At 44.7% G+C, this 26,017-nt stretch carries 23 protein-coding genes; 19 read left to right on the top strand and 4 right to left on the bottom strand.

The genetic code is table 11. The annotated features are described in order from the left end of the window. The first annotated feature begins 73 nt into the window (after positions 1–73). Positions 74–799, top strand: a complete 726-nt coding sequence (locus tag C0068_RS13655) for a lysophospholipid acyltransferase family protein (RefSeq protein WP_103685035.1) — start codon at positions 74–76, stop codon at positions 797–799. A gap of 110 nt (positions 800–909) precedes the next feature. On the opposite strand, the gene gyrB is transcribed toward C0068_RS13655, so the two are convergent. From gyrB to dnaA, 4 genes are all read right to left on the bottom strand, one after another. Further along, a complete protein-coding gene (gyrB, locus tag C0068_RS13660) occupies positions 910–3,327 on the bottom strand; it encodes a DNA topoisomerase (ATP-hydrolyzing) subunit B (protein ID WP_103685036.1) in 2,418 nt (805 codons plus the stop codon). Positions 3,328–3,422: 95 nt separating this feature from the next. Further along, the gene (gene recF, locus C0068_RS13665) at positions 3,423–4,559 is read right to left on the bottom strand and encodes a DNA replication/repair protein RecF (protein WP_158249998.1); all 1,137 of its coding nucleotides are present in this window, start codon (positions 4,557–4,559) and stop codon (positions 3,423–3,425) included. Between the two features lie 152 nt (positions 4,560–4,711). Next, entirely contained in the window at positions 4,712–5,824 is a 1,113-nt protein-coding gene (dnaN, locus tag C0068_RS13670) for a DNA polymerase III subunit beta (protein WP_103685038.1), read from the bottom strand. Between the two features lie 85 nt (positions 5,825–5,909). Then, on the bottom strand, positions 5,910–7,415 hold the full coding sequence (gene dnaA, locus C0068_RS13675) for a chromosomal replication initiator protein DnaA (RefSeq protein ID WP_103685203.1): 1,506 nt from the start codon (positions 7,413–7,415) through the stop codon (positions 5,910–5,912). A 453-nt stretch (positions 7,416–7,868) separates the two neighbouring features. Here dnaA and rpmH point away from each other — a divergent pair, with 453 nt between their 5' ends. The 18 genes from rpmH to atpA all read left to right on the top strand — a co-directional run bounded on the left by rpmH (position 7,869) and on the right by atpA (position 25,994). After that, positions 7,869–8,006: a 50S ribosomal protein L34 gene (rpmH, locus tag C0068_RS13680; RefSeq protein WP_103685039.1), complete on the top strand. Its 138-nt coding sequence runs from the start codon at positions 7,869–7,871 to the stop codon at positions 8,004–8,006. 34 nt (positions 8,007–8,040) lie between these two features. Continuing rightward, positions 8,041–8,418, top strand: coding sequence for a ribonuclease P protein component (gene rnpA / locus C0068_RS13685; RefSeq protein ID WP_103685040.1), 378 nt, complete (start codon positions 8,041–8,043; stop codon positions 8,416–8,418). 5 nt (positions 8,419–8,423) lie between these two features. After that, positions 8,424–8,687: a membrane protein insertion efficiency factor YidD gene (yidD, locus tag C0068_RS13690; RefSeq protein WP_103685041.1), complete on the top strand. Its 264-nt coding sequence runs from the start codon at positions 8,424–8,426 to the stop codon at positions 8,685–8,687. Next, positions 8,680–10,353 (top strand): membrane protein insertase YidC, encoded by a 1,674-nt coding sequence (yidC, locus tag C0068_RS13695; RefSeq protein WP_103685042.1) that lies wholly within the window; start codon positions 8,680–8,682, stop codon positions 10,351–10,353. The genes yidD and yidC overlap by 8 nt, the downstream gene beginning before the upstream one ends. Before the next feature lie 6 nt (positions 10,354–10,359). After that, complete coding sequence (mnmE, locus tag C0068_RS13700) at positions 10,360–11,724, top strand: tRNA uridine-5-carboxymethylaminomethyl(34) synthesis GTPase MnmE (RefSeq protein WP_103685043.1); 1,365 nt, start codon at positions 10,360–10,362, stop codon at positions 11,722–11,724. A gap of 76 nt (positions 11,725–11,800) precedes the next feature. After that, on the top strand, positions 11,801–13,786 hold the full coding sequence (locus tag C0068_RS13705) for a TonB-dependent receptor plug domain-containing protein (RefSeq protein ID WP_103685044.1): 1,986 nt from the start codon (positions 11,801–11,803) through the stop codon (positions 13,784–13,786). A gap of 27 nt (positions 13,787–13,813) precedes the next feature. After that, positions 13,814–14,695, top strand: coding sequence for a hypothetical protein (locus C0068_RS13710; protein WP_146047902.1), 882 nt, complete (start codon positions 13,814–13,816; stop codon positions 14,693–14,695). A 2-nt stretch (positions 14,696–14,697) separates the two neighbouring features. After that, positions 14,698–16,605, top strand: a complete 1,908-nt coding sequence (locus tag C0068_RS13715; RefSeq protein ID WP_103685046.1) for a response regulator — start codon at positions 14,698–14,700, stop codon at positions 16,603–16,605. A gap of 352 nt (positions 16,606–16,957) precedes the next feature. Continuing rightward, positions 16,958–18,850, top strand: a complete 1,893-nt coding sequence (mnmG, locus tag C0068_RS13720) for a tRNA uridine-5-carboxymethylaminomethyl(34) synthesis enzyme MnmG (protein ID WP_103685047.1) — start codon at positions 16,958–16,960, stop codon at positions 18,848–18,850. Beyond that, positions 18,851–19,477 (top strand): 16S rRNA (guanine(527)-N(7))-methyltransferase RsmG, encoded by a 627-nt coding sequence (gene rsmG, locus C0068_RS13725; protein WP_103685048.1) that lies wholly within the window; start codon positions 18,851–18,853, stop codon positions 19,475–19,477. Positions 19,478–19,690: 213 nt separating this feature from the next. After that, entirely contained in the window at positions 19,691–20,497 is an 807-nt protein-coding gene (locus C0068_RS13730) for a ParA family protein (RefSeq protein ID WP_103685049.1), read from the top strand. After that, complete coding sequence (locus tag C0068_RS13735; protein WP_103685050.1) at positions 20,490–21,422, top strand: ParB/RepB/Spo0J family partition protein; 933 nt, start codon at positions 20,490–20,492, stop codon at positions 21,420–21,422. The genes C0068_RS13730 and C0068_RS13735 overlap by 8 nt, the downstream gene beginning before the upstream one ends. Positions 21,423–21,665: 243 nt before the next feature. Beyond that, complete coding sequence (locus C0068_RS13740) at positions 21,666–22,085, top strand: ATP synthase subunit I (RefSeq protein ID WP_103685051.1); 420 nt, start codon at positions 21,666–21,668, stop codon at positions 22,083–22,085. Positions 22,086–22,123: 38 nt separating this feature from the next. Continuing rightward, complete coding sequence (gene atpB / locus C0068_RS13745) at positions 22,124–23,062, top strand: F0F1 ATP synthase subunit A (protein WP_103685052.1); 939 nt, start codon at positions 22,124–22,126, stop codon at positions 23,060–23,062. Positions 23,063–23,105: 43 nt separating this feature from the next. Beyond that, entirely contained in the window at positions 23,106–23,345 is a 240-nt protein-coding gene (gene atpE / locus C0068_RS13750; protein WP_008253083.1) for a F0F1 ATP synthase subunit C, read from the top strand. Positions 23,346–23,398: 53 nt separating this feature from the next. Beyond that, entirely contained in the window at positions 23,399–23,869 is a 471-nt protein-coding gene (locus tag C0068_RS13755) for a F0F1 ATP synthase subunit B (RefSeq protein ID WP_103685053.1), read from the top strand. A 12-nt stretch (positions 23,870–23,881) separates the two neighbouring features. Then, the gene (locus C0068_RS13760) at positions 23,882–24,418 is read left to right on the top strand and encodes a F0F1 ATP synthase subunit delta (RefSeq protein ID WP_103685054.1); all 537 of its coding nucleotides are present in this window, start codon (positions 23,882–23,884) and stop codon (positions 24,416–24,418) included. 31 nt (positions 24,419–24,449) lie between these two features. After that, positions 24,450–25,994, top strand: coding sequence for a F0F1 ATP synthase subunit alpha (gene atpA, locus C0068_RS13765; protein WP_103685055.1), 1,545 nt, complete (start codon positions 24,450–24,452; stop codon positions 25,992–25,994). Positions 25,995–26,017: the final 23 nt, after the last annotated feature.

Consider the following 26,017-nt stretch of genomic DNA (forward strand, 5'->3'; position numbering starts at 1 on the left):
ATAGGGTAAAGGCATGATACATAAGTTGATCTGCGCTAGTTCATTGCTAGCGCAGACCTAATTGAGACTCGGAATGGAACTGATAGCAAATAGTATTTTAGCATTACGCTCAATGCTTTTTTTCACTGGCTACGCCTTAATCACCGTGTTTATCAGTACCACGGGGCTGTTATTTACCTCTTTTCTGCCTTTCCACATCCGCGGCCGCTATTTTGTCTTGGGCAATGCAGCAATTATTTTTTTACTGCGTATTTGCTGTGGTGTAAAAACCGAGATTCGCGGCTCATTACCTACGGATCTCCCCTATGTGGCGATGGCGAAGCACCAAAGTCAGTGGGAAACTTTTTATCTTCAGTGGTTTTTATTCCCTGTTGCAACGGTGGTAAAACGGGAGCTATTTAACATTCCCTTTTTCGGCTGGGCTCTAAGAATGATGAACGCTATTGGAATTGATCGTAGCAATCCACGGGCCGCCATGCGACAAACAATGGAGCAGGGGCTATCACGGCTAAAAAATAACTATAGTGTGCTTATATTCCCAGAGGGAACTCGCACACCTGTCGGCACCCGCGGCCGCTATGCCCGCAGTGGCTCAGGAATAGCCATTGCAGCGGGGGTAGCTGTACTACCAATAGCGCATAATGCTGGCAAATTATGGCCGGCGAAGGGGCTTCTTATTAAACCCGGTACGGTAACCCTTGTTATAGGCGAACCGATATCAAGCCAAGGACGGGAAAGCAAAGAGCTGACGCTGGAAGTAGAAAACTGGATAGAAGCTCAGTGTGAACTAATCCAATAATAATCGCTGCAATGTACTTTGCGACTTTGTAGAGAAGGCGGCTTTGTTCGATTATTAAAGAAAGCTGGAGCTACGGCTTTTGCCAGTAGCTCCAAATAAGAAGGGCAGACCTATACGTCTAGGTTGGCAACCTTCAATGCATTGGTTTCTATGAAATCTCGGCGCGGTTCAACGTGATCTCCCATCAGGGTAGTAAATATTTGATCCGCGGCTACCGCATCTTCAATGGTTACCCTCAACATACGGCGTGCATCTGGGTCCATCGTTGTTTCCCATAGCTGCTCGGGGTTCATTTCACCTAGACCCTTATAGCGCTGGACGTTAAATCCGCGTTCAGCTTGCTGCATAAGCCAGCTAATGACCTCAGAGAAATCGCTGACTTCTTGAACCCGCTCACCACGCTTAATATATGCACCTTCTTCCAGTAGACCTTGCAAGCTCTGGCCTAATGAAACGATGGCCTGGTAGTCCGCAGACTTGAAGAAATCACGCCCAAACTGATAGTGATCACTCACTCCGTGAGAGATGATATCAATTACCGGCAAGAATACGTGTAGCTCTGGGTCTTCAACTATACGCACATCGTAGCGGTGCTGAGCATCGCGCTGCTCTAACTCAACCGTCACTTCGGCTAGTCTTTCTGCCCACTTAGCCACTACGGCCTTATCGGCAAGCTCATCGGCATTCAACACCGGCATATACGTTAGTTCACGCAAAACGCCGGCAGGGTAGAGGCGAGATAGGCGAGCGATAATGCTATCGACTCGACGATATTGAACAATGAGTTCCTCTAATCCTGCACCACCAATGGGGGCTGCATCTGGGTTAACGTATAGCGCTGCGCCATCTAATGCGGATTGGGTGAGGTAATTTGCCAAGGCAGGCTCATCTTTTAAGTACTGATGCTGCTTACCACGACCAATTTTATACAGAGGAGGTTGCGCAATAAATATATGCCCATTCTCTATAAGTTCTGGCATTTGTCTAAAGAAAAACGTCAGTAATAAGGTACGGATGTGCGACCCGTCGACATCCGCATCCGTCATAATAATAATGCTGTGATAGCGCAGCTTTTCAACATTGAACTCGTCTTTGCCGATACCGCAGCCGAGTGCCGTTACAATCGTACCGACTTCAACTGAAGATATCATTTTGTCAAAACGCGCTTTTTCGACATTCAGAATCTTACCTTTCAGTGGCAAGATCGCCTGAGTTCTACGATCTCGGCCTTGCTTAGCCGAGCCACCCGCCGAATCACCCTCGACCAGATAGATTTCTGAAAGGGCGGGGTCCTTCTCTTGGCAATCCGCCAATTTACCCGGCAAACCAGCAATATCTAATGCGCCTTTACGGCGAGTCATTTCACGGGCTTTTCTTGCAGCCTCCCGCGCGCGGGCTGCATCAAGCATTTTTTGAACAATTTGCTTGGCTTCATTCGGGCTTTCCATCAGGAAGTCACCGAATTTTGCTGTCATCGCCTGTTCAACTATGGTTTTTACTTCACTGGACACGAGCTTGTCTTTTGTTTGTGACGAGAACTTAGGATCCGGCACTTTTACTGACACAACCGCTGTCAGACCTTCACGAGCATCGTCACCGGTAGTAGCAATTTTGGCTTTTTTAGCCAAACCTTCACGCTCTATATAGGTGTTTAGGTTCCGCGTTAATCCCGCTCTAAAGCCCGCTAAATGCGTACCGCCGTCTCGCTGCGGAATGTTATTTGTGAAGCAGTATAGATTTTCTTGGAAGCCATCATTCCACTGCAAAGCAACTTCAACCACAACACCCTCACTCTCAGTGGTGAAGTGAAAGACTTTGTTAACCGGCGTCTTGTTAGTATTTAAGTATTCAACAAAGGCGCTTAATCCACCTTCATAGCAAAAATTCTCTTTCTTACCGTCGCGCTCGTCCACTAACTCAATATTTATACCTGAATTAAGGAAGGCCAATTCGCGTATGCGCTTAGCCAAGTAGTCAAAGTGAAATTCAATATTAGTGAAAGTTTCTGCAGAGGGTTTAAAGCGTATCTCCGTTCCTGAGCGCTCTGTATCACCAATAATTTTAAGTGGTGCCTGTGGAATACCGTGCTTATAGACCTGTTCATGCACATGTCCGCCACGACGTATGGTCAGTTGCAACTCCTCTGAAAGGGCATTAACAACCGAAACCCCCACGCCGTGAAGACCGCCAGATACCTTATAGGTGTTATCGTCAAACTTACCACCAGCGTGAAGTACCGTCATGATAACTTCGGCAGCGGTCACACCTTCTTCGTGCATCTCTGTTGGTATACCACGACCATCGTCAGTAACAGATACCGATTCATCAGCGTGGATAATCACCTGTATTTTGCTACAGTGCCCAGCTAAAGCCTCGTCTATAGAGTTATCGACGACCTCAAACACCATGTGGTGCAGCCCCGAGCCATCATCGGTATCACCAATATACATACCGGGTCTTTTTCTAACGGCGTCTAAGCCTTTCAAAACCTTAATACTTGAGGAATCGTAAGCTCTATCTTCTGTCATTTTTACCTAACCTCTACGCCCGTAGGGCAACTGACTTATATTATATTTGCAGCGAAATTACTGCTTTAAACTAGTAAATTGATTATATGAGCAGATTAGCAGCATTCGCTAACTTGCCCATGTTCCACGTGAAACCTTTTAAGGGTCTTACCCAAACTCCAGCTGTCGTTTAAGTCTGTACGACGAACCGAGCTAGCAAAAACCTGCACATTAAGCGCAACCAACTCCTTAAAAACCATTTCGCAACGACGCTCATCTAGCTCCGCCGCCAAATCGTCAATCAAAAATACTGTTGAGATACCCTGATCTAATAGTACTTTTGACTGCGCTAACTTAAGTGCGCACACAACTGTTTTAATCTGCCCCCTAGAAAGCACATCGCCAGCTGCGTTTCGACCAACTCGCAAATCGATATCCGCACGATGCGGCCCACTTTTAGTAAACCCTGAGCGAAGATCGCTAGCCAAATTCTTCTGTAGTGACTCAGCTAAACTGAGCTCTTCATCCTTCCATCCCGCTGTCATCGCTATCGTTAATGGCGGGGCGTCTTTTTGATCTTGCCCCACATCGAGAGCAGACAATAGGCGGCCATAGATCAAATCGAAGGCTGAGGACAAGAGCGCGAAATGCTTTAATCGCGCCTCGTGTATCAACACGCCCATTGCCTCCAACTCCCTGTCCCAGGGTGCAAGTAGCGAAGCGTCTATATTACCACGTCTGAGCAAGGAATTACGCTGCTGTAACGCCTTCCTGTAGCGGGGCCAATATTCAAAAAAACCAGAATGTTTCACGTGGAACACACCCCAGTCTAGATACTGCCGCCTGACACTCGGGGAGCCCTCCAGCAACTCGAAACTAGCAGGATTAATTACCTGAACCGGCATTACCCCAGCTAACTGGCCCGCAGTTAGCAATTTCTCCCCGTTCACCTTAACAAGCACAGCGCCTTTTTTAGGGCGACGAACACCAATAATAGTATTGGGTGTATTAGTAGTAGCCGGGGACGGAGAAAGCTCACCTCGAACTATTAAATCTTCACAACCGTAGGAGATAACACCATCAATCTTGCGGGAACGGAAGGAGCGAGTAAGCGCCAAGGTGTGAATTGCCTCGAGAATACTGGTTTTCCCGCTGCCGTTAATTCCGTGAATGAAATTAAATTCCCTTAAATCACCCAGCGATACTTGCCGTAAATTTCTAAAATTGTGAATACTCAGCTTTTCTAATTGCAACGCGACCCCCAAAACACCAAGCACGACAAACAAGCGCGTGGAAAATCTTGGTAGTTAAGCTGAAGGGAGGGCATGCACATACCGAGGGTTATGACTTGCAGAAGGGAAGGGGTCGCGCGCGGCGAAGCTGTACCGGCCACGCGCTCAAAAAACTACAGACGCATCGGCATAACAACATACTGGCAGTTACCGCCGTCCGCTTCTGCCTCCTCAATTAAGGCAGAGCTATTCGAATCAGAAAGGGAAAACTTAGCCGAGTCCCCATTAATAGCAGAGAGCACATCAAGTAAATAGCTCACGTTAAAGCCAATTTCTAGGCTATCACCCTGATACTCTACTGCTACAGTTTCCTCAGCCTCTTCTTGCTCTGGGTTATTGGCGACAATCCGCAACTCGCCACTAGTCAACAGCATGCGAATACCGCGGTATTTTTCGTTAGATAAAATCGCCGTCCGTGCAAATGCTTGCTTAAGATCTGCCCGCGAGCCCAACACTACCTTGGTACTATTACGCGGCAATACACGCTCGTAATCAGGGAATTTGCCATCAATTAATTTTGAGGTGAAGGTAAAATCTGCAGTGACTACGCGAATATGATTACCACCAACGATAACTTCAGCGTCTTGATCCTCATTAATTAAAAGACGGGCAAGCTCCACGACACCTTTTCTAGGCACGATAACCTGTGCTACTTGATCAACCTGTATATCGCCTTGAAAAGTAGCCATAGCGAGCCTGTGGCCATCGGTAGCCACTACTCGCAACTGGCCATTAGTAACTTCAAAAAGCATACCATTTAGGTAATACCGTACGTCTTGCTGCGCCATTGCAAAACTGGTTCGTTCGATCAAGCGCTTTAAATCACCTTGCTTTAAGGTAAATGACTGCCCACCTTTTGCCTGCTCTACGCTTGGAAAATCATTCGCGGGCAGAGTAGATAATTGAAAGCGACTGCGACCTGATTTAAGAATTAGCTTTTGATCATCTAGCTGAAAACTAATATCAGACCCTTCTGGAAGAGCCTTGCAAATATCAACCAACTTGCGCGCCGGGATGGTAATTTCCCCCGACACACCAGGCTCATCATCCAAATGAACTCGACCTATCAGCTCAACCTCTAAATCCGTTCCTGTTAGCGCCAATTCCCGCTCGTTTAAAACAAGCTGAACGTTTGCCAGTATTGGTAGGGTTTGTCTTCTTTCGACAACACCCGCAACAAGGTTCAAGGGCTTAATTAACGCTTCCCGCGAAATCGAAAATTTCATGCTTCCGGTTCCTGTTCTTTTAAGTATCAATTCAATAGGGCAGAGGTATAGGGCTTACTTTATTATATAAAGCACTACTAAAACATCAGCTAGTCAGCAGTCTAATCAAATTTTGATAATCTTCTCGTATATCACCGTCACTTTCCCGCAATTCTTTGATTTTTCGGCAGGCGTGAAGCACAGTTGTATGATCTCGGCCGCCAAAGCCTTCACCAATTTCAGGCAAACTATGATTGGTTAACTCCTTCGACAAGGCCATTGCAACTTGGCGCGGCCGCGCAACTGAGCGACTACGACGCTTAGACATTAGATCAGCAATTTTAATTTTGTAGTATTCCGCCACGGTACGCTGAATATTATCTAAACTTACCTGCTTATCTTGTAAGGCTAGCAAATCCTTGAGAGATTCTTTTATCAAGGGAATATCAATCGGTTTAGCCATAAAGCGCGAACTTGCAATAACTCGCTTTAACACCCCCTCTAATTCCCGAACATTTGATCGCACCCGTTGTGCGATAAAAAATGCTGCATCCGAGGGAAGGGCAGCCTTTTCTTGCTCCGCTTTTTTAAGCAAAATGGCTACGCGGGTTTCAAGCTCTGGTGGCTCTACCGCTACTGTTAAACCCCAGCCGAATCTCGACTTCAACCTTTCTTCTAAGCCTTTGATTTCCTTAGGGTATCTATCACAGGTAAGGATCATCTGTTGGCCGCCCTCAAGAAGGGCGTTAAACGTATGGAAAAACTCTTCTTGGGAACGATCTTTACCGGAGAAAAACTGAATATCGTCAATTAAGAGTGCATCAACTGAACGGTAGTAGCGCTTAAACTCATTTATCGCATTTAACTGTAATGCCTTAACCATATCAGCGACAAAGCGTTCGGAATGCAAATAAACCACTTTTGCATTTGGATTTTGCTGCATCAGCGCATTTCCCACTGCATGCATTAAGTGGGTTTTACCGAGGCCAACACCACCATAAAGAAACAAAGGATTGTATCCTCGGCCGGGATTGCTGGCGACTTGGCTCGCCGCCGCCCGCGCCAACTGGTTAGACTTACCCTCTACAAAAGTATCAAAGGTATATGACTCCATTAAGGAGCTTTGATGCCGAATTCCACCCTCTACCTCAACTTGCCGCTGACCAGAAACAAACTGCGAACCAATAGAAGACGAAGACGCCAGTGGAGATTCATCAACTGCACGCGGACTCTGGGGCTGCCCAGCATTACTCGGCGTAGCTCTTATGCCAGCGGAAGCTGGCAAGATCGTTGAAGTATGAGTATTAGCCATACGTGGCGGAACTTGCGACGCAGGTCCCTTGTCAGCAACAACACCTGCAGGCTGGCGCTCAGAAATGCCCAGCTCAACATGAACTTTAACACCAGGAGGAGATAATTCGGTTACTAACTCAACGATACGTGAATAGAAACGATCGCTCACCCAATCTCGCACAAAACGATTGGGCGCACACAGGCGAATCAAATTATCTACGAGCTCAACTCGAAGGGGTCTGATCCAAGTATTAAACTGTTGAGTAGGCAATTCGTCCTGCAAATGCGCAATACATTTCTGCCACGTGGCGTCCGACAACACAATTCTCCATACTTGATAAATATTAAGAAATAACAGGCGGCACCGCGCACAAAGCTGAGCCGTCAGTATTCTGTAGTAGGCGACTTATTCTACTCGTCAACAGAACACTTATCCACAAAATTTAAAAACAATTTCCACCTGCCGAAACCAAAAAAATCCTTTATATTCAATACTATAAAAACATAATAATTAAATCCAAAAACTTACACTCAAGTAACACACACCTTGATAACACCCACGACAACCTGTGGATAACTTATGCATAAACTGTGGTATAGGGGTGTATTAACTATGCAAATGAAAACTACCAACTAAAACCTACAAATCATTGCTATTAGGGCTAATGTCCACTAAAATTCGCGATCCGATTTTTCACTGTCTTGGCAAATATGTCGGCAGTGCCGGTGGGTTTACAAGCCACTGGCTAATTTTATTATTACGGACGAGATCATGAGCAAAAGAACTTTCCAACCAAGCAACCTTAAAAAAGCACGTAGCCACGGCTTCCGCGCGCGTATGGCAACTAAAAATGGCCGTAAACTGATTAACCGTCGTCGCGCTAAAGGTCGTGCAGTACTATCTGCTTAATTAGCATTAAGCGATAAGGTATGCTGGCATAACGGTGGATTTTCACTTTGATAAATCTCTACGCCTTTTAAATGCCAGCGAATACCAAGCGGTATTCGACGAATCACGTCTGAAAGTCTCTACTGCTGAATTACTTTTTTTAGCACGTATTAATAAACTAGGCCGCGCTAGACTAGGTTTGGTTATTGCAAAAAAAAACGTGCGACTCTCTGTACAACGCAACCGTGTAAAACGCGTTATAAGAGAAACATTTAGGCTAAATAAACATAAGCTGCAAGGTATTGATATCATCGTATTAGCACGACGTGGCTTAGGCGATATCGATAATAAGCAACTCCATGAAACCTGCAATCAGCTTTGGCACCAATTAGAGAAGCGAGCTGAAAAACGCTTACGTCAGCAAGAGGGCTAGTTAATATGCAGCGCTTGCTTATTGCCTGCATCCGCTTTTACCGCCTGTTTATCAGTCCGCTGATGGCTCCGCATTGCCGTTTTTATCCCAGCTGTTCAAGCTATGCAATTGAAGCCCTGCAAAAACACGGCGCACTGCGCGGTAGCTGGCTTAGCGTAAAGCGCATTTGCAAATGTCACCCCCTTAACGACGGGGGCTATGATCCTGTACCATCCTGCCACTGTCACTCAACCGAACTCACCCTATCAAGGCATTCAAGCAATGATTGATTTTCAGCGCTATCTTCTTATCGCCGCCGTCGCTGCACTATCCCTTATGTTGTTAGTGGAGTGGCAAAAATTTGAAACACCAAATACTAGCGCGCCGGTTGTCAGCAACAACTCAAATGCCGATGCTGCGCCCACAACCAGCAGCGATAGCGGAGAGTTTCCAGCTATAGTACGCAATGATGATATCGGTACCGTTGATGCCGCTAATACTAGCAACGCCAAATACATCAGCGTGCAAACTGACGTATTAGATTTAAAAATCGACTTGCAAGGTGGCGATATCGTTTACGCTGGCTTACCCGCTTACACGAGTAGCTTAGAATCAGACGATCCCTTCGTTATTCTCGAAAACAATGATGTGCGCCACTATATAGCCCAAAGCGGCTTAATCGGGGCGAATGCAACAGACACCTCAAAAGGTCGCCCGTATTTTTCTGCAGCCAGTGCGGAGTACAACTTAGATGAGTCCTCAGACAGTCTAAACGTCGATTTGCATTATCAATACAGCGACACCATCACCATTGTTAAACGCTTCAAATTAAGCCGCGGCGAATACTTAATAAACGTCGAATACTTGATCGACAACCAAAGTGACGCGCCCTTCCAAGCAAGCTTTTTTGGCCAATTAAAACGCGGCAATAGCGCAGATCCAAGCGTGAACGATAAAGGTGGCATGTTCGCCATGAAGCCCTTTATCGGCGTGGCATACGCAACCAACGAAGACCTATACAAGAAAACAACTTTCAGCAAAATGCAGGACAAACCCATCAAAGCCAGCGTTAACGGCGGCTGGATTGGCGTCGTCCAACATTACTTCGTAAGCGCTTGGGTTCCACCAGTAGATAGCGTAAACGAACTAAGTACTATCGTTACAAAGCAAGATATGAATATTGCTCGCGTAACTAGTGCAGCTGTAACTATCGCCCCAAAAAGTCAGGGAAAAATAAGCGCTGACTTTTACACAGGACCAAAAGATCAATACAGCCTGCAAGAAATATCACCAGGCCTAGAACTAACCGTCGACTACGGCTGGCTCTGGTGGATTGCCCAACCCTTATTCTGGCTACTCACTAAAATACATTCGGTGTTAGGCAACTGGGGTTTTGCCATTATCGGCGTCACTATTTTAGTAAAAGCCGCATTCTTCCAGCTCAACCAAAAAGCCTTCACCTCAATGGCGAATATGCGCAAATTTCAGCCTAAACTTGCTGAAATAAAAGAGCGCTATGCCGATGACCGCCAAAAGCAGTCTCAAGCAATGATGGAGTTGTACAAAAAGGAAAAAATAAACCCGCTAGGTGGATGCCTGCCAATGGTCGTTCAAATGCCGGTGTTTATTTCTCTTTACTGGGTATTAATGGAAAGTATTGAACTGCGCCACGCGCCGTTCATGCTATGGATCCACGACTTATCTGCAATGGACCCTTACTTTGTACTGCCATTGATCATGGGTTTGTCGATGTTTATTCAGCAGCGTTTAAACCCGCCGCCACCAGACCCAATGCAAGCAAAAATTATGCAGTGGATGCCAATTGTATTCACCTTCTTCTTCCTGTTTTTCCCCGCTGGTTTGGTGCTGTACTGGGTAGTAAACAATACCTTATCTATTATTCAGCAATACATTATTACTAAGCGAATCGAAAAAAGCGGTCTCCCTACCCGCTAATCCACAATGGCATACTCTACGGATACGATTGCCGCGATTGCCACACCACCTGGAAAAGGTGGTGTTGGCATTGTGCGAATATCTGGACCAAAGTGCCAAGAAATAGCGCGCGCCATGTTAGCCATAGAAAACCTAACACCGCGTTACGCTCACTACGGTAATTTCCTAGAAACAACAGCTAATGGTAGCGCAACCATAGATCAAGGTATTGCGCTGTTTTTCCCAGGGCCAAATTCGTTTACCGGCGAAGATGTTCTAGAACTTCAAGGTCACGGTGGCCCCGTAATTCTAGACTGTCTATTGCGCGCCGTTATTAGCCACGGCGCCAGAATGGCAAGACCGGGTGAATTCTCTGAGCGGGCATTTTTAAATAATAAAATCGACTTAGCTCAAGCCGAGGCAATAGCAGACCTCATCGATAGCGCCTCTGAACAAGCAGCTCGGCAAGCGCTCCGCTCTTTAGAAGGAGCCTTCAGTAAAGAAATCAACGCCCTCGTAGAAGCCATCACCATGCTTAGAATATACGTCGAGGCGGCGATCGATTTCCCTGAAGAAGAAATCGATTTTATAAGCGACGGCAGAGTAGCCACCGATTTACAAAATATAAAACTACACCTTGAAACGGTATTTAGCTCTGCAAAGCAGGGCAGCATACTGCGAGAAGGAATGACTGTTGTTATTGCAGGCAAACCCAATGCTGGAAAATCTAGCTTACTTAATGCCCTAGCAGGCCGAGAATCGGCGATTGTTACTGATATAGCTGGAACCACTAGAGACGTCCTTAGAGAAAACATTCTCATAGATGGAATGCCTCTGCATATTGTCGACACCGCTGGATTAAGAGATAGCGACGACCTCGTAGAACTAGAAGGTATTAAACGGGCTTGGTCAGAAATAAGCCAAGCCGACAGGGTCTTGCTTGTAATTGACAGCAAAAATATTAATAGCGATGAAGCAATAATACCGCCTGAATTTGACATATTTATTCAGCAAAAAAAGTTATCTCTAATCTACAATAAATGCGATTTAACGGGTCACGCGACAGGCTTACAAGATGACGAAATAAGTCGCGTATACGTCTCTGCTAAGCAAAACCAAGGCATAGATACACTTAGAGAACACCTAAAAGCCTGCGTTGGCTATAACGACGGCGACACGCCCTTTATCGCGCGACGTCGCCACATAGACGCTTTGACACGTGGTCGTGAACATATTCTAAACGGCGAGCAACAACTCCTAAGCTTTAACGCCGGAGAGTTATTAGCAGAGGAACTGCGACTAGCACAAAATGCGCTCGCCGAAATAACTGGTGAATTCAGCTCAGACGACTTACTCGGTCGCATCTTTTCCAGCTTCTGCATCGGAAAATAAATACCCCGCTTCAATAGCGAAAAATGCGAAATAAAGGCTACACTTAAAACCGTTCTATCGTTTCAAAGGATTGCTGATGAACCAACATTCCCTAGTTCGCGTATTTATTGCCTGTGCAATAGCCATATCACTTGCGATACCCGTACAAGCAAGTATATGGAATACCGACGAACTTCCTGTGGTATTAACTCCCGCCAAATTAAAACAAAACCGCAGTGAAGTGCCGGCCAGCGTAAGTGTTATAGATCGCGAAATGATTAACGCTTCTGGCCTTAAAGAAATCCCCGAGTTGTTTAGACTAATTCCAGGAACCTCTGTTGGTGCTCGAGACGGTTGGAATTACGTCGTCAGTTATCACGGCACAAACTATCGCGACTCTCGCCGAATGCAAGTGCTTATAGATGGACGATCAGTATATCAGTCTGGTTTAGCCACCGTTGATTGGAATGACATACCCATCACCATACAAGATATTGAACGTATTGAAATAGTACGCGGGCCTTCAAGTGCAAGTTACGGCGCCAATGCTTTTTTAGGTGTTATTAATATCATTACTCGCCATCCAAGCGATATAAATAAATTTGAAGGCAATATTTTAAGTGGAACTGAAAATACCGAAAACTATAGAGTAAGTTACGCGGACGATTTTCTAAATGGAAGCTACCGCATCACCCTTGCTAGTATTCACGATGATGGTTTCGATATTAACAGAAGCGGCGATGAGCGCTTGGACAGCAAATCTAGTCAGCTTTTTAATAGTAGATACGAAACACATATTAGCAATTACGCTATTAGCATTGGCCTAGGATATAAATCCGGTGAGATCACTGACGACTATTCTGATATCGACGTCTCACCCCCGAATACAGAAACAGATGATTATTATTTTTCGTCAAAAATTGAAAAAGAAATATCAGAAACACATCAACTAGCACTGAAATATAATTTTTCAGCGCAAAAACAAATTCATCGGTGGACTGTAGCAATTCCTCCGTCATTCGCAGGGTTAATCAACAACCCTTCGCCACTTGTATTAGTAGACGCTAATGAAGACTTACGCGCTACTCGTCAAGACATAGATATACAAGACACCTATATATGGAATGAAAATTTAAGGTCAGTAGCCGGGATTCACCTTAAGAAATCCCGAGTATCATCAGAAACTTATTACGGCACAACGCTAAGCAGTAATAACTACCAAATATATTTTAATATTGAAAAAAAATTCGCGGATAAATTTTCTATCAATACTGGCGGCTCCTATGAATATGAACAACGCATAGGGAAAACTTTTTCGCCTAGAATTTCTAGCCATTATCACATCAATAAAAACCATAGCCTCAGGGCAATCTACTCTGAAGCAATAAGAACACCAGACTTATTAGAAAGCTCAGCAAACTGGACCTATACCGGCCGTAATGTGCGGCCCGCACCAGATGGCCAAACCACTGGTAAACTTATTCAGAGTGCGCTTGGTAATCCTGACGTTAAGCCCGAAAGAATAGAATCACGAGAAATAGGCTACTACGGAAATTTTACGCAATACCATCTGCAATGGGATGTAAAAATATTTTACGACCAACTCGACAGACTCATATCTAATGCAATATCTCTTGAAAGATTTAATCCAATTAACAACGGCAATTTAAAATTATCTGGAATAGAAACCGAAATCGATTACCGACCAAATCATAAATGGTTAATACATGCCAGCTATGCCTACATCAAAAATAAGGCATACAGTAATAGCTCTCTACCATTTACAAAAAGCACTGAAGAAAGCTTTACACCTAAAAATTCTGCCAGCGCTTTAATAAGCTACCGTACAAATGGAAATATTCAATTTTCACTTGCTCAGTACTATGCCAGATCAATAGGTACATCACAGAATAAGTTTTCGCGAAGTGATATTAAGGTATCGAAGACTATAAAATGCCAAAGTAGCGAAATTGAGCTTTCATATATTGGTCAATACCGACACGACGACGATAGTGAGCTGTTAAGCGACAATATCTACCGAGACAAACTTCGTCAGTTTATTGGTATTAATTTTAAGTACTAGCGTTCACAAGAGTCAGGGAATAGCCTCTTGATTAAACTGTTTTACGGAATAGTCATAACAACGTTATGTTTAGCTTCGACGTTGGCGAGCAGCGATGAAAAAATAATCGTCGATCTTGTTTTACCCGCAAAAAACAGTTCGCTCGATTCACTAGCAAAAAAAATTACCGACAATCCCCATTTCTCAGTAAATACCCATATTAATATTTTACCTAGCAGTGACAGCAAGGGTGATGTATTAATCGTTGTCTCAGAAAAGCTATTTTCATTACTTGATAATGAAAACTATAAGGCAAAATTTGCACTGTACGTTAATTCAAATGAATTTCGACAATCTGGCATAAGCAATGTTTCTGCATTGTATTCTGACCAACCATTACTCAGACAAATATTACTTATAAACGCAATATTTAAAAACAAACAAACCCAGCTTGGGATTGCATACAAAGATCCTTATTACGAAAAGGAATTCGAAGATTATTCATCTAAATTTCCCAACATATCCATAAATTCTAAAAAAATAATTGGTAACAATTTTGTAAGAGATATAAATAGAATAATTCAGAAAAACGATGTTCTATTAAGCAACTCCGAAAACGATATTTATAACTCCAAAACAATAAGATCAATACTACTTAGCAGTTATCGACACCAAACTATCGTCATCGGGCCAAATGAGGGCTTTGTCGCTGCAGGCGCATTGGGAACAGTATTCAGCACACCAGATCAATATGCAAAAAAAATAATAGCAATGGTTAATAGCTATATAGAAACGGGAGAATTACCTGATTCTCAATATCCAGATAATTTTAATGTGAAAATAAATTATAGCGTTTCAGAATCTTTAGGTCTTAGCATCCCTAAAGAGGAAGATTTAAAAAATAGTATCCTAATAGATTGGATAGAATAAGTATGTTAACTAGATTTAGAAAAAACACTCTATTTCAACAAATACTTATAGCTGGAGTATCCCCAGCGCTATTACTATTTTTTTCATTATTTACTTACTCACTTGTCACCCGTTTAAATGACGCATCACAAAGCCAACTAGAGATAGCCACAAGAATTGCAGAAAATATTGCAGCCTCAAGTGAACTAGCGATTATAAGTGACAATGAATCACAACTCTTAGATATTATGCGTTCAGCATTATCAAAAGATATTATTGCAATATCAATTGTAAACTCCCTCACAGGAAACCAATCATACTTAAAATCAAATAATAAAAACCAGCAAGCCACCGAATCACTATCTGTACCTATATATCAAAGCAGTATAGAAATAAATGATGCTATAACTGGCGATACCGACAATAGTTCAGATGCGCCAACTATTATCGGTGAAGTACGTATAGAGAGATCCACTGATCAACTCTCTAAACTTCAACAAAAAATAATTGTCGTTTCCAGCGTCATCGGTGTGCTATCTATATCTTTATGCATTCTTATGGCTTGGCTTATAAGTCGTAGACTTTCCAAGCCACTAGCAGAAATTAACTATTTTACAAAGAATATTTCTGCAGGAAACCTAGGTCACAGACTTACTGTTCAAGGCGAAGGAGAATTGGCTGAACTGCAAAACCACATCAATGAAATGGCTAAAAGTTTAGAATCACATCAATTAGAACTTACGAATAAGCTAGCGCAATTGGAAGTTGCAAAAGCGGAAGCAGATGCCGCGAACAATGCGAAAAGTTTATTTTTAGCAACCATGACCCACGAATTAAGAACGCCAATGAACGGTGCTCTTGGAATGCTTCAATTACTGTCAACAACCGAACTAAATCAAGAACAAAATCACTATATAGAAATTGCTAAAAGCTCTAGCGAGCACCTTCTCAATATCGTTAATAATATTTTAGATTTTTCAAAAATAGAAAAGGGCGATTTAAAACTTGATAAACGACTTTTTTCGCCTACTAGCCTATTTGATACATTGCTTACGCCACTTGCCTACGAAGCAAAAGAAAAGGGTTTAGAATTTAATTACGTCATTAGCCCAGAACTTCAGAATATTGAGATTTATGGCGACGATACCCGCATAAAGCAAATAATTCTTAATCTTGCCTCTAATGCGGTGAAATTTACCCATGATGGGAGTATCGCCATCGCCTTGCAGGGAAAACCTATAAATCAACACCAACTTAAAGTGACACTTACTGTCACCGATACTGGAATAGGGATAGAGGAGGCTATTCACAATAGCGTTTTCGACAGTTTTTATCAGGCCGACGGCTCAAACCAACGTCGCTATGGCGGATCGGGACTAGGACTTGCCATAGTAAAACGACTGTGTGAGTTAATGAATGCAAGCATTCAAATGACGAGTACAGTAAGTAAGGGCAGCCAATTTACCATTAGCTGGCATTGTGAGTACAAAGAACAAGTAGATGAAGCTGCCCATGACGTAGCAGTGCCAACTAGCATTCTTGCCGGAAAAAAAGTTTTGATCGTAGAAGACAATCCCGTCAACCAAATGCTTGTTGCCAATATTGTAAAACGGTGGGATATGCAGGTTATAACCAGCAATAATGGCGAAGAATGCCTACACGCTTTGCAACAGCAAAAGGTAGACCTGATCTTAATGGACCTCCAAATGCCGGTAATGGACGGCTACGAAACATGTAAGCAAATACGCCAACAAGCAGAATTAGCCTCCCTTCCCATTATTGCCTTAACCGCCAACAGCGTCCAAGAAGACAAAGATCGCTGCTTTGCTGTCGGCATGAACGATTTCCTAAGTAAACCTGTATCGATCCACACCTTAAATGAAAAAGTACGCTATTGGATAAGCGCAACAAGGCGGGACAACAGCCATTAAAGAGGTGGATAAGTAGCTAACATATCCTTGCTTACCCACAAGCAAAAATAAAACCCAAACTTATCCACATTTCACCCACAGACGATCAGCATGATTCTGACATCATATCTGTGGATAAAACCCCTAGTTATCATTCCTATAAATTCATATTTATCAATGTCTTAAGTATGTTATTAACAAAATGGGCTTCCTTAATAACTATATTTAGAATAAAGAAATAAGATATTAAGAATACATATGTATATACATAATAAATTAAACAGACTTGATTAAAATTTCACCAATTCATTGCAGGACTCATAGATCCACGTATAATTTCGCGTCTTCATTCATACTCATTCTCAGGTGTTTCGTGGATTATCCGCAAAGCTACGACGTAATTGTTATTGGTGGTGGTCACGCTGGTACCGAGGCCGCTCTCGCTGCAGCCCGAATGGGTTGTGCGACTCTACTTCTTACCCACAATATCGAGACCTTGGGACAAATGTCCTGCAACCCAGCTATTGGCGGTATCGGTAAAAGCCATCTTGTTAAAGAAATAGATGCTCTTGGTGGCGCAATGGCTAAAGCCACCGATCTAGGCGGTATTCAATTTCGAGTCTTAAATGCTCGCAAGGGCCCAGCAGTACGAGCAACACGAGCACAAGCAGACCGAATTCTCTATAAAGCAGCGATACGCTCCATACTTGAGAACCAGCCTAATTTAGCTATTTTTCAGCAAGCTGTTGACGATTTAATTTTTGAAAATGAAGAAGTTAGAGGCGTTGTCACTAATATAGGTCTGCGCTTTTTTAGTAAAACCGTAGTATTAACCGCGGGAACATTTTTGGGTGGCAAAATCCATATTGGATTAGATAACCACAGCGGCGGTCGCGCGGGAGATCCTCCATCACTCGCTTTAGCACAAAGATTGCGAGAACTACCATTCCGTGTTGATAGATTGAAGACCGGTACGCCACCGAGAATTGATGCAAAAACTGTCAACTTTGAGGGCTTAGAAGCACAATGGGGAGATACCCCAAGACCTGTAATGTCTTATTTGGGCAATCAGCAGCAACATCCACAGCAAGTCTGTTGCTGGATTAGCCACACCAATGAAAAAACCCACGAAATTATTCGCGGTGGCCTAGATCGCTCCCCCATGTATACCGGTGTTATTGAGGGAATTGGACCACGGTATTGTCCATCGATAGAGGATAAGGTTCACCGCTTTGCGGATAAAAACTCTCATCAGGTATTTATAGAACCAGAAGGCCTGAACACCCATGAGTTGTACCCCAATGGCATATCAACCAGCTTGCCGTTTGATGTTCAATTAAACCTCGTTCGCTCGATCAAAGGGTTTGAAAATGCCCATATGACCCGTCCAGGCTATGCAATTGAATATGATTTCTTTGAACCGCGAGATTTGAAATATTCATTAGAAACCAAATTTATACGGGGTTTGTTCTTTGCTGGCCAAATTAACGGCACCACAGGTTACGAAGAAGCTGCTGCGCAGGGCTTATTAGCAGGGGCGAACGCAGCTTTGCAGGCTCAAGGCAAAGAGGCCTGGTGTCCGCGTAGGGACGAAGCTTATATCGGGGTATTGGTAGACGATCTCATTACAATGGGCACCCGTGAACCGTATCGCATGTTTACCTCACGAGCGGAATATCGCCTATTGTTACGTGAAGATAATGCCGACTTACGGTTAACCGAGAAGGGTAGGGAGTTAGGCTTAGTCGATGATACTAGATGGGCCGCTTTCACTGAAAAATGTGAAAATATAGAGCGTGAACGCTCGCGCCTAGCTTCGTTTTGGATACAACCAGGCAGTGATGCTGCGCAAGCACTGAGTGCAAAAATCGAGAAGCCGCTAAGCCACGAATACAATTTGTTAGATTTACTTAAACGGCCAGAACTAAAATACGCGGATATTGCTGCCTTGGTAGCTGAGCCAGAAGATGCAGTCTGTGAGCAGGTAAGTGAACAGATTGAAATCGGTGTGAAATACGCGGGCTATATCGATAGACAACAGGAAGAAATCGACCGTTTGCGTCGCTACGAAAACACCAGATTACCACTGGATTTCGATTATTCCATTATTGAAGGCTTGTCTAACGAGGTGAAACAAAAGCTCGGCAATACCCGCCCGCAAACCTTGGCGCAGGCTTCGCGTATTCCGGGTGTAACGCCAGCGGCGGTGTCCTTGTTACTGATTTATTTGAAAAAACGCGGATTGCTAGATAGGAAGTCAGCCTGAGTGGAAGGAATTAAACAAAGGCTGCTAAAAGGGATAGCGGAATTAGGCTTAGTGCTAAGTGATCAACAAATTGAATTACTGATCACTTACCTAAATTTGCTGCAGAAATGGAATAAAGCCTACAACCTAACCGCTATTCGCGACCCAGACGTGATGGTGAGTAAGCATCTACTCGATAGTTTGAGTGTTGCGCCTTATATAACTGCTAATAGCTACCTAGATGTAGGGACGGGGGCGGGATTACCAGGTATTCCGCTGGCAATTATGTATCCTGAAAAGCAATTTTCCCTACTTGATAGCAATGGAAAAAAAACGCGTTTTTTAATTGAGGCGCGCCAGCATCTCAAACTCTCCAATGTCAGTATTCATTCGGAGCGGGTCGAGCAGTTTGAAGCACAGACCCCTTACGACGGAATACTATCCCGTGCTTTTGCGTCCTTACACGATATGGTGTTGGGTTGTGAAAACCATCTTGCCCCAGATGGCAGGCTATACGCGATGAAGGGTGTTTTTCCTGATTCAGAGTTGAGTCAACTACCAAAACACTTTATCGTCGAGCATTCTTATTCGCTATCGGTGCCAAATGTGGACGAAGAGAGGCATTTATTGGTGCTAGCTCGCCGTTAAATTATTGGCTTAAAAGCACTATTTACACTTAGCGGACTACCCCTTTTTGCTAGAGCGATAATAGAGCAAGTATGGGAGTTTATATTGGTAAACGACCAGCAGCAGGGCCCATGCCGCTAACAGAGTGGGTGTTTTGCTAGCGATTTAAGCTAGCCAAAAAGTAAAAGAGCAGTTAAACATAGGTCTCTCAAAGTAAAACTTAAGGAAAATCCAGTGGCCAAGGTCTACGCAATTACCAATCAGAAAGGTGGTGTCGGCAAAACGACGACTAGCGTAAATTTGGCCGCGTCTTTAGCTGCAACAAAGCGGCGCATCTTACTGGTAGATTTAGACCCGCAAGGCAATGCCACTATGGGTTGCGGCATAGACAAAAGCAGCCTTGAATATTCAGTTTATGACGTTTTGGTGGCAAGTAAAGCCATAGGCGAGTGCATAGTTGAGGCACCGGAGAGCGGCTTTTCGGTATTGCCCGCAAACCAAGACCTTACCGCTGCAGAAGTAGAATTAATCAATGAGATCGGTCGGGAATTTCGTCTGCGGGAGGCATTGGCCACTGTTGCCGATCAATATGACTATATTTTGATCGACTGTCCGCCATCGCTCAACATGCTAACAGTAAATGCTCTAGCCGCATCGACAGGCGTTATTATTCCTATGCAATGTGAATACTACGCATTGGAAGGCTTAAGCGCCCTGATAAATACCGTAAATCGCGTGAAGCAGTTGATAAATCCTGTGCTCGAAATCGAGGGGATACTGCGAACAATGTACGACGGCCGCAATAGCTTGACTAACCAAGTTACCGACGAATTGCGTCGTCACTTCGGCAATAAGGTTTACAGTACGGTTATCCCCAGAAACGTGCGTCTTGCTGAAGCGCCTAGCCACGGTTTACCTATTTTATTTTATGATAAGCAATCTAAGGGTGCCTTGGCTTACTTGGCATTAGCGGGCGAAGTGCTCCGTCGAGCGGCATCTGATACTAGCGCGAACACACAGGCTGAACAGATTCATGGTTAAAAAACGAGGATTGGGCCGCGGGCTCGACGCATTGCTCGGTGCCTCTGCGACACCGGTAGCGATAAACCCAGAAGTGGGAATGGCAGATGATGCCACGCCAAACCCCAATAATACGGTGGAAGCGGAGTCAGCTACAGTTAGCGACGGCACATTGCGCAATTTACCCGTCGAGTTTATGCAGCGTGGTCGCTATCAACCACGTCGGGATATGCAACCGGAAGCACTGGAAGAGTTAGCAAACTCCATACGCTCACAGGGTATTATGCAGCCCATCGTGGTTCGTCCAATTGAAGGCGGTCGCTACGAGATTATTGCCGGCGAACGCCGCTGGCGGGCCTCCCAGCTGGCAGGTTTAGATTCCGTGCCGGCACTGATACGCGATGTTGCAGATGAAGCCGCAGCGGCAATGGCGTTAATCGAGAACTTGCAGCGTGAAGACCTAAACCCCATGGAAGAAGCCCTTGCCATGGTGCGTCTGCAAAAGGAATTTGAGTTAACCCACGCGGAAATTGCCCAATTAGTCGGTAAATCTCGAACCACCATCACCAATTTACTCAGACTGACCGGGCTTCGTGAAGAAGTTCAAAAGCTATTGGAAAACGGCGATATAGAAATGGGTCATGCTCGGGCCTTGCTCGGCGTTGCTCAGGAGCAACAATCTGCAGCGGCATCAATGGTCGTTAGTAAGGGACTGTCGGTACGACAGACCGAAGCACTGGTAAGGCGGCTAGCGGAAGAAAAATTGCAAGATAAAAGCAAAAAGCCGGCAGCACTGGATCCCGATATAAAACAATTACAAGAAAGTCTGTCAGAGCGCCTAGGCTCTCCTGTTTCAATACAACATAGCGCCAAGGGGCGGGGTACTCTCACCATCAAGTACACCAACCTAGATGAACTTGACGGCATTTTGAATCACATAAAATAGCTTATTTTGTGTACAGCTAAACAGAGCTCTACATTATGTGGTGTTTTCTGGAGTAATTAAGGCAAGCAAGATCCTTAAATTACTGATTGTAGGGCGATAAATAGATTTGGTGAATATATGACATAAATGTCATAAGCACTTAAATCGGTTGAACATTAGCCACTTTGCCCCTATAATTCGCCCCGTTTTTTGGACAAGCAGTAAGAGTTCTACATTGGCCATATTTGGCGCAGCGGTGGCACTATGACAGCAGAGGAAAAGCGGAAAAGCCCGCGAGCTGTTCATAAAATATTTAGACCACCGCTACTGAAAATATACGGTTTTCAATGCGCTCTTGTACTCCTTGCCAGTGTCATACTCTTTCCCTTGGATAAGGTCGCGGCCTATTCCACAGTCATCGGGGGAATGATTTCCGTTGTGCCGAATGCTTATTTCGCGCGCCAAGTATTTCGTTACGCTGGCGCGGCATTCGCACGCGAAGTAGCTCGGTCTTTTTACCGAGGTGAATCAGGAAAATTTGTGACAACCGTGCTGTTATTTGCAGCTACGTTTGCATTAGTTCAGCCATTGCAAGTGTTTGTCTTATTTCTGGCATATCTAGCCGTTATGCTGCTGAACGCTGTATTACTTGCGCGCTATGGATTAGCGAGCAACAAGAATTGAAAATTTGGTCAACGCGTTAACATTTACGAGAGTGACACATGGCAGGTGAATCGCAATCCACCGTTGGTTATATCCAGCACCATCTTACAAACCTAACCTATGGCAAACTTCCTGCGGGTTATGAGCGTCTTGACGAGTCTGGTCACGTACATGAAGTACTGACACAAGACACGTGGACGTTAGCTCACAGCAGTGTTGAAGCAGCCGCGATGGGCTTTATGGCCATTCATGTTGACTCAATGTTGTGGTCAATTGGTCTTGGTTTTTTGTTCTTAGTTATATTTGCTCGCATTGCTAAGCGCGCTCATAGCGGCGTACCGCGCGGCGCTCAGAATTTGCTAGAAATGATCATTGGCTTTATTGATCAAACAGTAAAAGACGGCTTCCACCACAAAAACGCCATGATCGCACCAATGGCACTTACCATTTTCATGTGGATTATTCTGATGAATACCATGGACTTGGTCCCAGTAGACTGGATTCCGGCCTTTATGGCCTGGGTTACTGGAAATCCACACTTCTTCTTTAAAGTAGTACCAACAACCGATCCAAACGTAACCTTAGGTATGGGTTTCACTGTATTTGGATTAATGGTCTACTTCACCATCGCCAAAAAAGGCTTTATGGGCTTTGTTAAAGAATTAACCTTGCACCCATTCCACAGCCCAAAATGGTATGTGAATGTATTATTGGTACCCATTAACTTCGCATTAGAAGCGATTTCTTGGATATCTAAGCCAATTTCATTAGGTCTTCGGTTGTTCGGCAATATGTACGCCGGCGAAATGATCTTTATATTGATTGCGACTATGTTCGGTGCCGGTTTGGTACTGGGTATATTTGCTGGTGTGTTGCAGTGGGCATGGGCAGTATTCCATATCCTTGTTATTACACTACAAGCTTTCGTCTTCATGGTATTGACCATTGTTTATATGGCAACGGCTCATCAAGTTGAAGAAGAAGACCAGTTTCACTGATTTACATTTTTATTAACTTAAAGTTGAAAGTAGGAGAACTACCATGGGTTTAGCACTGATCGCTGTTGCGTTAATGATTGGTTTTGGCGCACTGGGCACGGCAATTGGCTTTGCAATTTTGGGTGGCAAATTGCTGGAAGGTTCAGCACGTCAACCAGAACTAGCACCAATGCTGCAAGGTAAAATGTTCTTGATCGCTGGTCTGCTTGATGCGGTTCCAATGATCGGCGTTGGTATTGCAATGTACGTACTGTTTGTTGTTGTTCCAGGCCTGCCAGCTTAATTGCACGCAGCTAAAAAACACCAACAGCAAATTCATACAGCAGAGGTATCGGCGTGAATATTAATCTCACACTGATTGGACAATCGATCAGCTTTCTGTTCTTTGTGTGGTTCTCGTACAAGTTTGTATGGGGTTACATTCGCACAGCGATGGATGAGCGTGAAAAGCAAATCGCTGATGGTCTGGATGCTGCGGATCGCGCTGGTCGCGACCTTGAGTTAGCTCAAGAAAAAGCGACCAAGCAATTACGCGAAGCGAAAGCAGAAGCGGCAACAATTATTGATGCTGCTAATAAGCGCGCTAGCCAGATCGTTGAAGAAGCGAAAGACGTAGCACGAACTGAAGGCGAACGCCTGAAAGCTGCTGCTGAGGCACAGATTGAGCAAGATGTGAACCGCGCTAAAGAACAGCTGCGTTCACAAGTTGCCAAGCTTGCTTTGGTTGGCGCTGAAAAAGTGCTTGAAGCATCTATCGATGAGTCTGTTCATAAAGACATGGTCGACAAGCTGGCCGCAAGCCTTTAAGCGAGGTTGATCATGGCGGAATTAAGCACAACAGCTAGACCCTATGCCAAAGCGGCTTTTGAGCACGCTTTGGCTGCATCGACGCTGGGCGAATGGTCTGCAATGCTGGCAACAGCAGCAGCCGTATCCCAACAACCGGAAGTAAAGAAGTTTTTAAGCTCTCCGGCGATGACAACCGCACAGCAAGCACAAATGTTTATCGACGTATGTGCCGATACATTTAATGCTGGCGGCGAAAATTTCATCAAGATTCTCGCAGAGAATAAGCGCTTAGGATTACTTCCTACGATTAGCGAACTGTTTGACGCGCAAAAGGCCATCCAAGAACGTACAGTGGATGTCGAACTGACAACGGCGTTCGCGCTGGATTCAGAGTCTGAGAAACGTCTTGCTGAAGTTTTAGGCAAAAAATTGGCACGCGAAGTTCACGTTCACACTACCGTCGATCCTTTGTTATTGGGCGGTGTTATTGTGAAAGCAGGTGACTTGGTAATAGATGGCTCGGTGCGCGGTCGCTTAGCGAAACTCGCTGAAGCAATAAATTCCTGAGCGTTTAGAGAATAGGATTGAGGAACAGAGCATGCAGCAACTGAATCCATCCGAGATTAGCGATATTATCAAACAGCGCATCGACAAATTAGATGTGTCTGCTCAAGCCCAGAATGAGGGCACGGTAGTATCCGTATCTGACGGTATCGTACGTATCCACGGTTTAACCGAGGTGATGTACGGTGAAATGATCGAGTTTGAAGGTGGCCGTTTTGGTATGGCCCTTAACCTTGAGCGCGATTCTGTAGGTGCCGTAGTATTAGGCGACTACTTAGGAATTGCCGAAGGTCAAACCTGTAAGTGTACAGGTCGTATCTTAGAAGTCCCCGTTGGTCCTGAGTTACAAGGTCGCGTTGTAGACGCACTGGGTAATCCAATCGACGGTAAAGGCCCTATCAACGCAAAATTAACTGACGCAATTGAAAAAGTTGCACCAGGCGTAATTTGGCGTAAGTCGGTAGACCAGCCAGTGCAGATCGGTCTTAAGGCTGTTGATGCCATGGTACCAATCGGTCGTGGCCAGCGTGAGCTGATCATCGGTGACCGCCAAATCGGTAAAACAGCAATTGCTGTCGACGCTATCATTAACCAGAAATCCTCTGGTATTAAATGTGTATACGTCGCTATCGGTCAAAAAGCATCTTCTATTGCCGCCGTTGTGCGTAAATTAGAAGAGCACGGCGCAATGGATCACACAGTGGTTGTTGCGGCGACGGCGTCTGATCCAGCATCTATGCAGTTCATCGCACCGTTCACTGGCTGTACTATTGGTGAGTACTACCGTGATCGCGGCGAAGACGCACTGATCATTTATGATGATTTGACTAAGCAGGCTTGGGCCTACCGTCAAATCTCTCTGTTATTACGTCGTCCACCGGGTCGTGAAGCATACCCCGGCGACGTATTTTACCTCCACTCTCGTCTACTAGAGCGCGCAGCCCGTGTTTCTGAAGATTACGTAGAGAAGTTCACCAACGGTGAAATAAAAGGTAAAACAGGTTCATTGACGGCTCTGCCAGTTATCGAAACCCAAGCGGGTGACGTATCTGCATTCGTACCGACCAACGTAATCTCCATCACCGACGGTCAGATCTTCGTTGAAACCGACATGTTCAACTCAGGTATTCGTCCTGCGATGAACGCGGGTATTTCGGTATCGCGGGTTGGTGGTGCAGCACAGACAAAAATTATTAAGAAATTGTCTGGTGGTATTCGTACCGCATTGGCTCAGTACCGTGAATTGGCCGCGTTCTCTCAGTTTGCTTCTGATCTAGACGAAGCGACTAAAGCGCAGTTGTCACAAGGTGAGCGCGTTACCGAACTGATGAAGCAGAAGCAGTACAGCCCTCTCAGCATTGCTGAAATGGGTCTGTCTCTTTACTGCGCCAACGAAGGTCATCTGAAAGGCGTTGAAGTTGCCAAGATTCTCGACTTTGAATCAGCAATTTTATCTTTCGCCAACAGCGAATACGCTGCGGTAATGAAAGAGATCAACGACAGCGGTAACTGGAACGCAGAACTGGAAGGCAAGTTCAAAGAACTCGTTGAAAAGTTCAAGGCAACTCAGACTTGGTAAGACGTTAAGCTGCGCGCAAGCGC

The sequence above is a fragment of the Zhongshania marina genome, from assembly GCF_002915595.1.
Classification (GTDB): Bacteria; Pseudomonadota; Gammaproteobacteria; order Pseudomonadales; family Spongiibacteraceae; genus Spongiibacter; species Spongiibacter marinus_B.

Coding starts and splice junctions, on each gene's coding strand:
- C0068_RS13760 (WP_103685054.1), top strand. CDS start 23,882: ATGGCGGAATTAAGCACAACAGCTAGACCCTATGCCAAAGCGGCTTTT.
- C0068_RS13735 (WP_103685050.1), top strand. CDS start 20,490: ATGGTTAAAAAACGAGGATTGGGCCGCGGGCTCGACGCATTGCTCGGT.
- yidC (WP_103685042.1), top strand. CDS start 8,680: ATGATTGATTTTCAGCGCTATCTTCTTATCGCCGCCGTCGCTGCACTA.
- gyrB (WP_103685036.1), bottom strand. CDS start 3,327: ATGACAGAAGATAGAGCTTACGATTCCTCAAGTATTAAGGTTTTGAAA.
- yidD (WP_103685041.1), top strand. CDS start 8,424: ATGCAGCGCTTGCTTATTGCCTGCATCCGCTTTTACCGCCTGTTTATC.
- atpE (WP_008253083.1), top strand. CDS start 23,106: ATGGGTTTAGCACTGATCGCTGTTGCGTTAATGATTGGTTTTGGCGCA.
- C0068_RS13715 (WP_103685046.1), top strand. CDS start 14,698: ATGTTAACTAGATTTAGAAAAAACACTCTATTTCAACAAATACTTATA.
- C0068_RS13705 (WP_103685044.1), top strand. CDS start 11,801: ATGAACCAACATTCCCTAGTTCGCGTATTTATTGCCTGTGCAATAGCC.
- dnaN (WP_103685038.1), bottom strand. CDS start 5,824: ATGAAATTTTCGATTTCGCGGGAAGCGTTAATTAAGCCCTTGAACCTT.
- atpB (WP_103685052.1), top strand. CDS start 22,124: ATGGCAGGTGAATCGCAATCCACCGTTGGTTATATCCAGCACCATCTT.
- C0068_RS13740 (WP_103685051.1), top strand. CDS start 21,666: ATGACAGCAGAGGAAAAGCGGAAAAGCCCGCGAGCTGTTCATAAAATA.
- mnmE (WP_103685043.1), top strand. CDS start 10,360: ATGGCATACTCTACGGATACGATTGCCGCGATTGCCACACCACCTGGA.
- atpA (WP_103685055.1), top strand. CDS start 24,450: ATGCAGCAACTGAATCCATCCGAGATTAGCGATATTATCAAACAGCGC.
- rpmH (WP_103685039.1), top strand. CDS start 7,869: ATGAGCAAAAGAACTTTCCAACCAAGCAACCTTAAAAAAGCACGTAGC.
- C0068_RS13655 (WP_103685035.1), top strand. CDS start 74: ATGGAACTGATAGCAAATAGTATTTTAGCATTACGCTCAATGCTTTTT.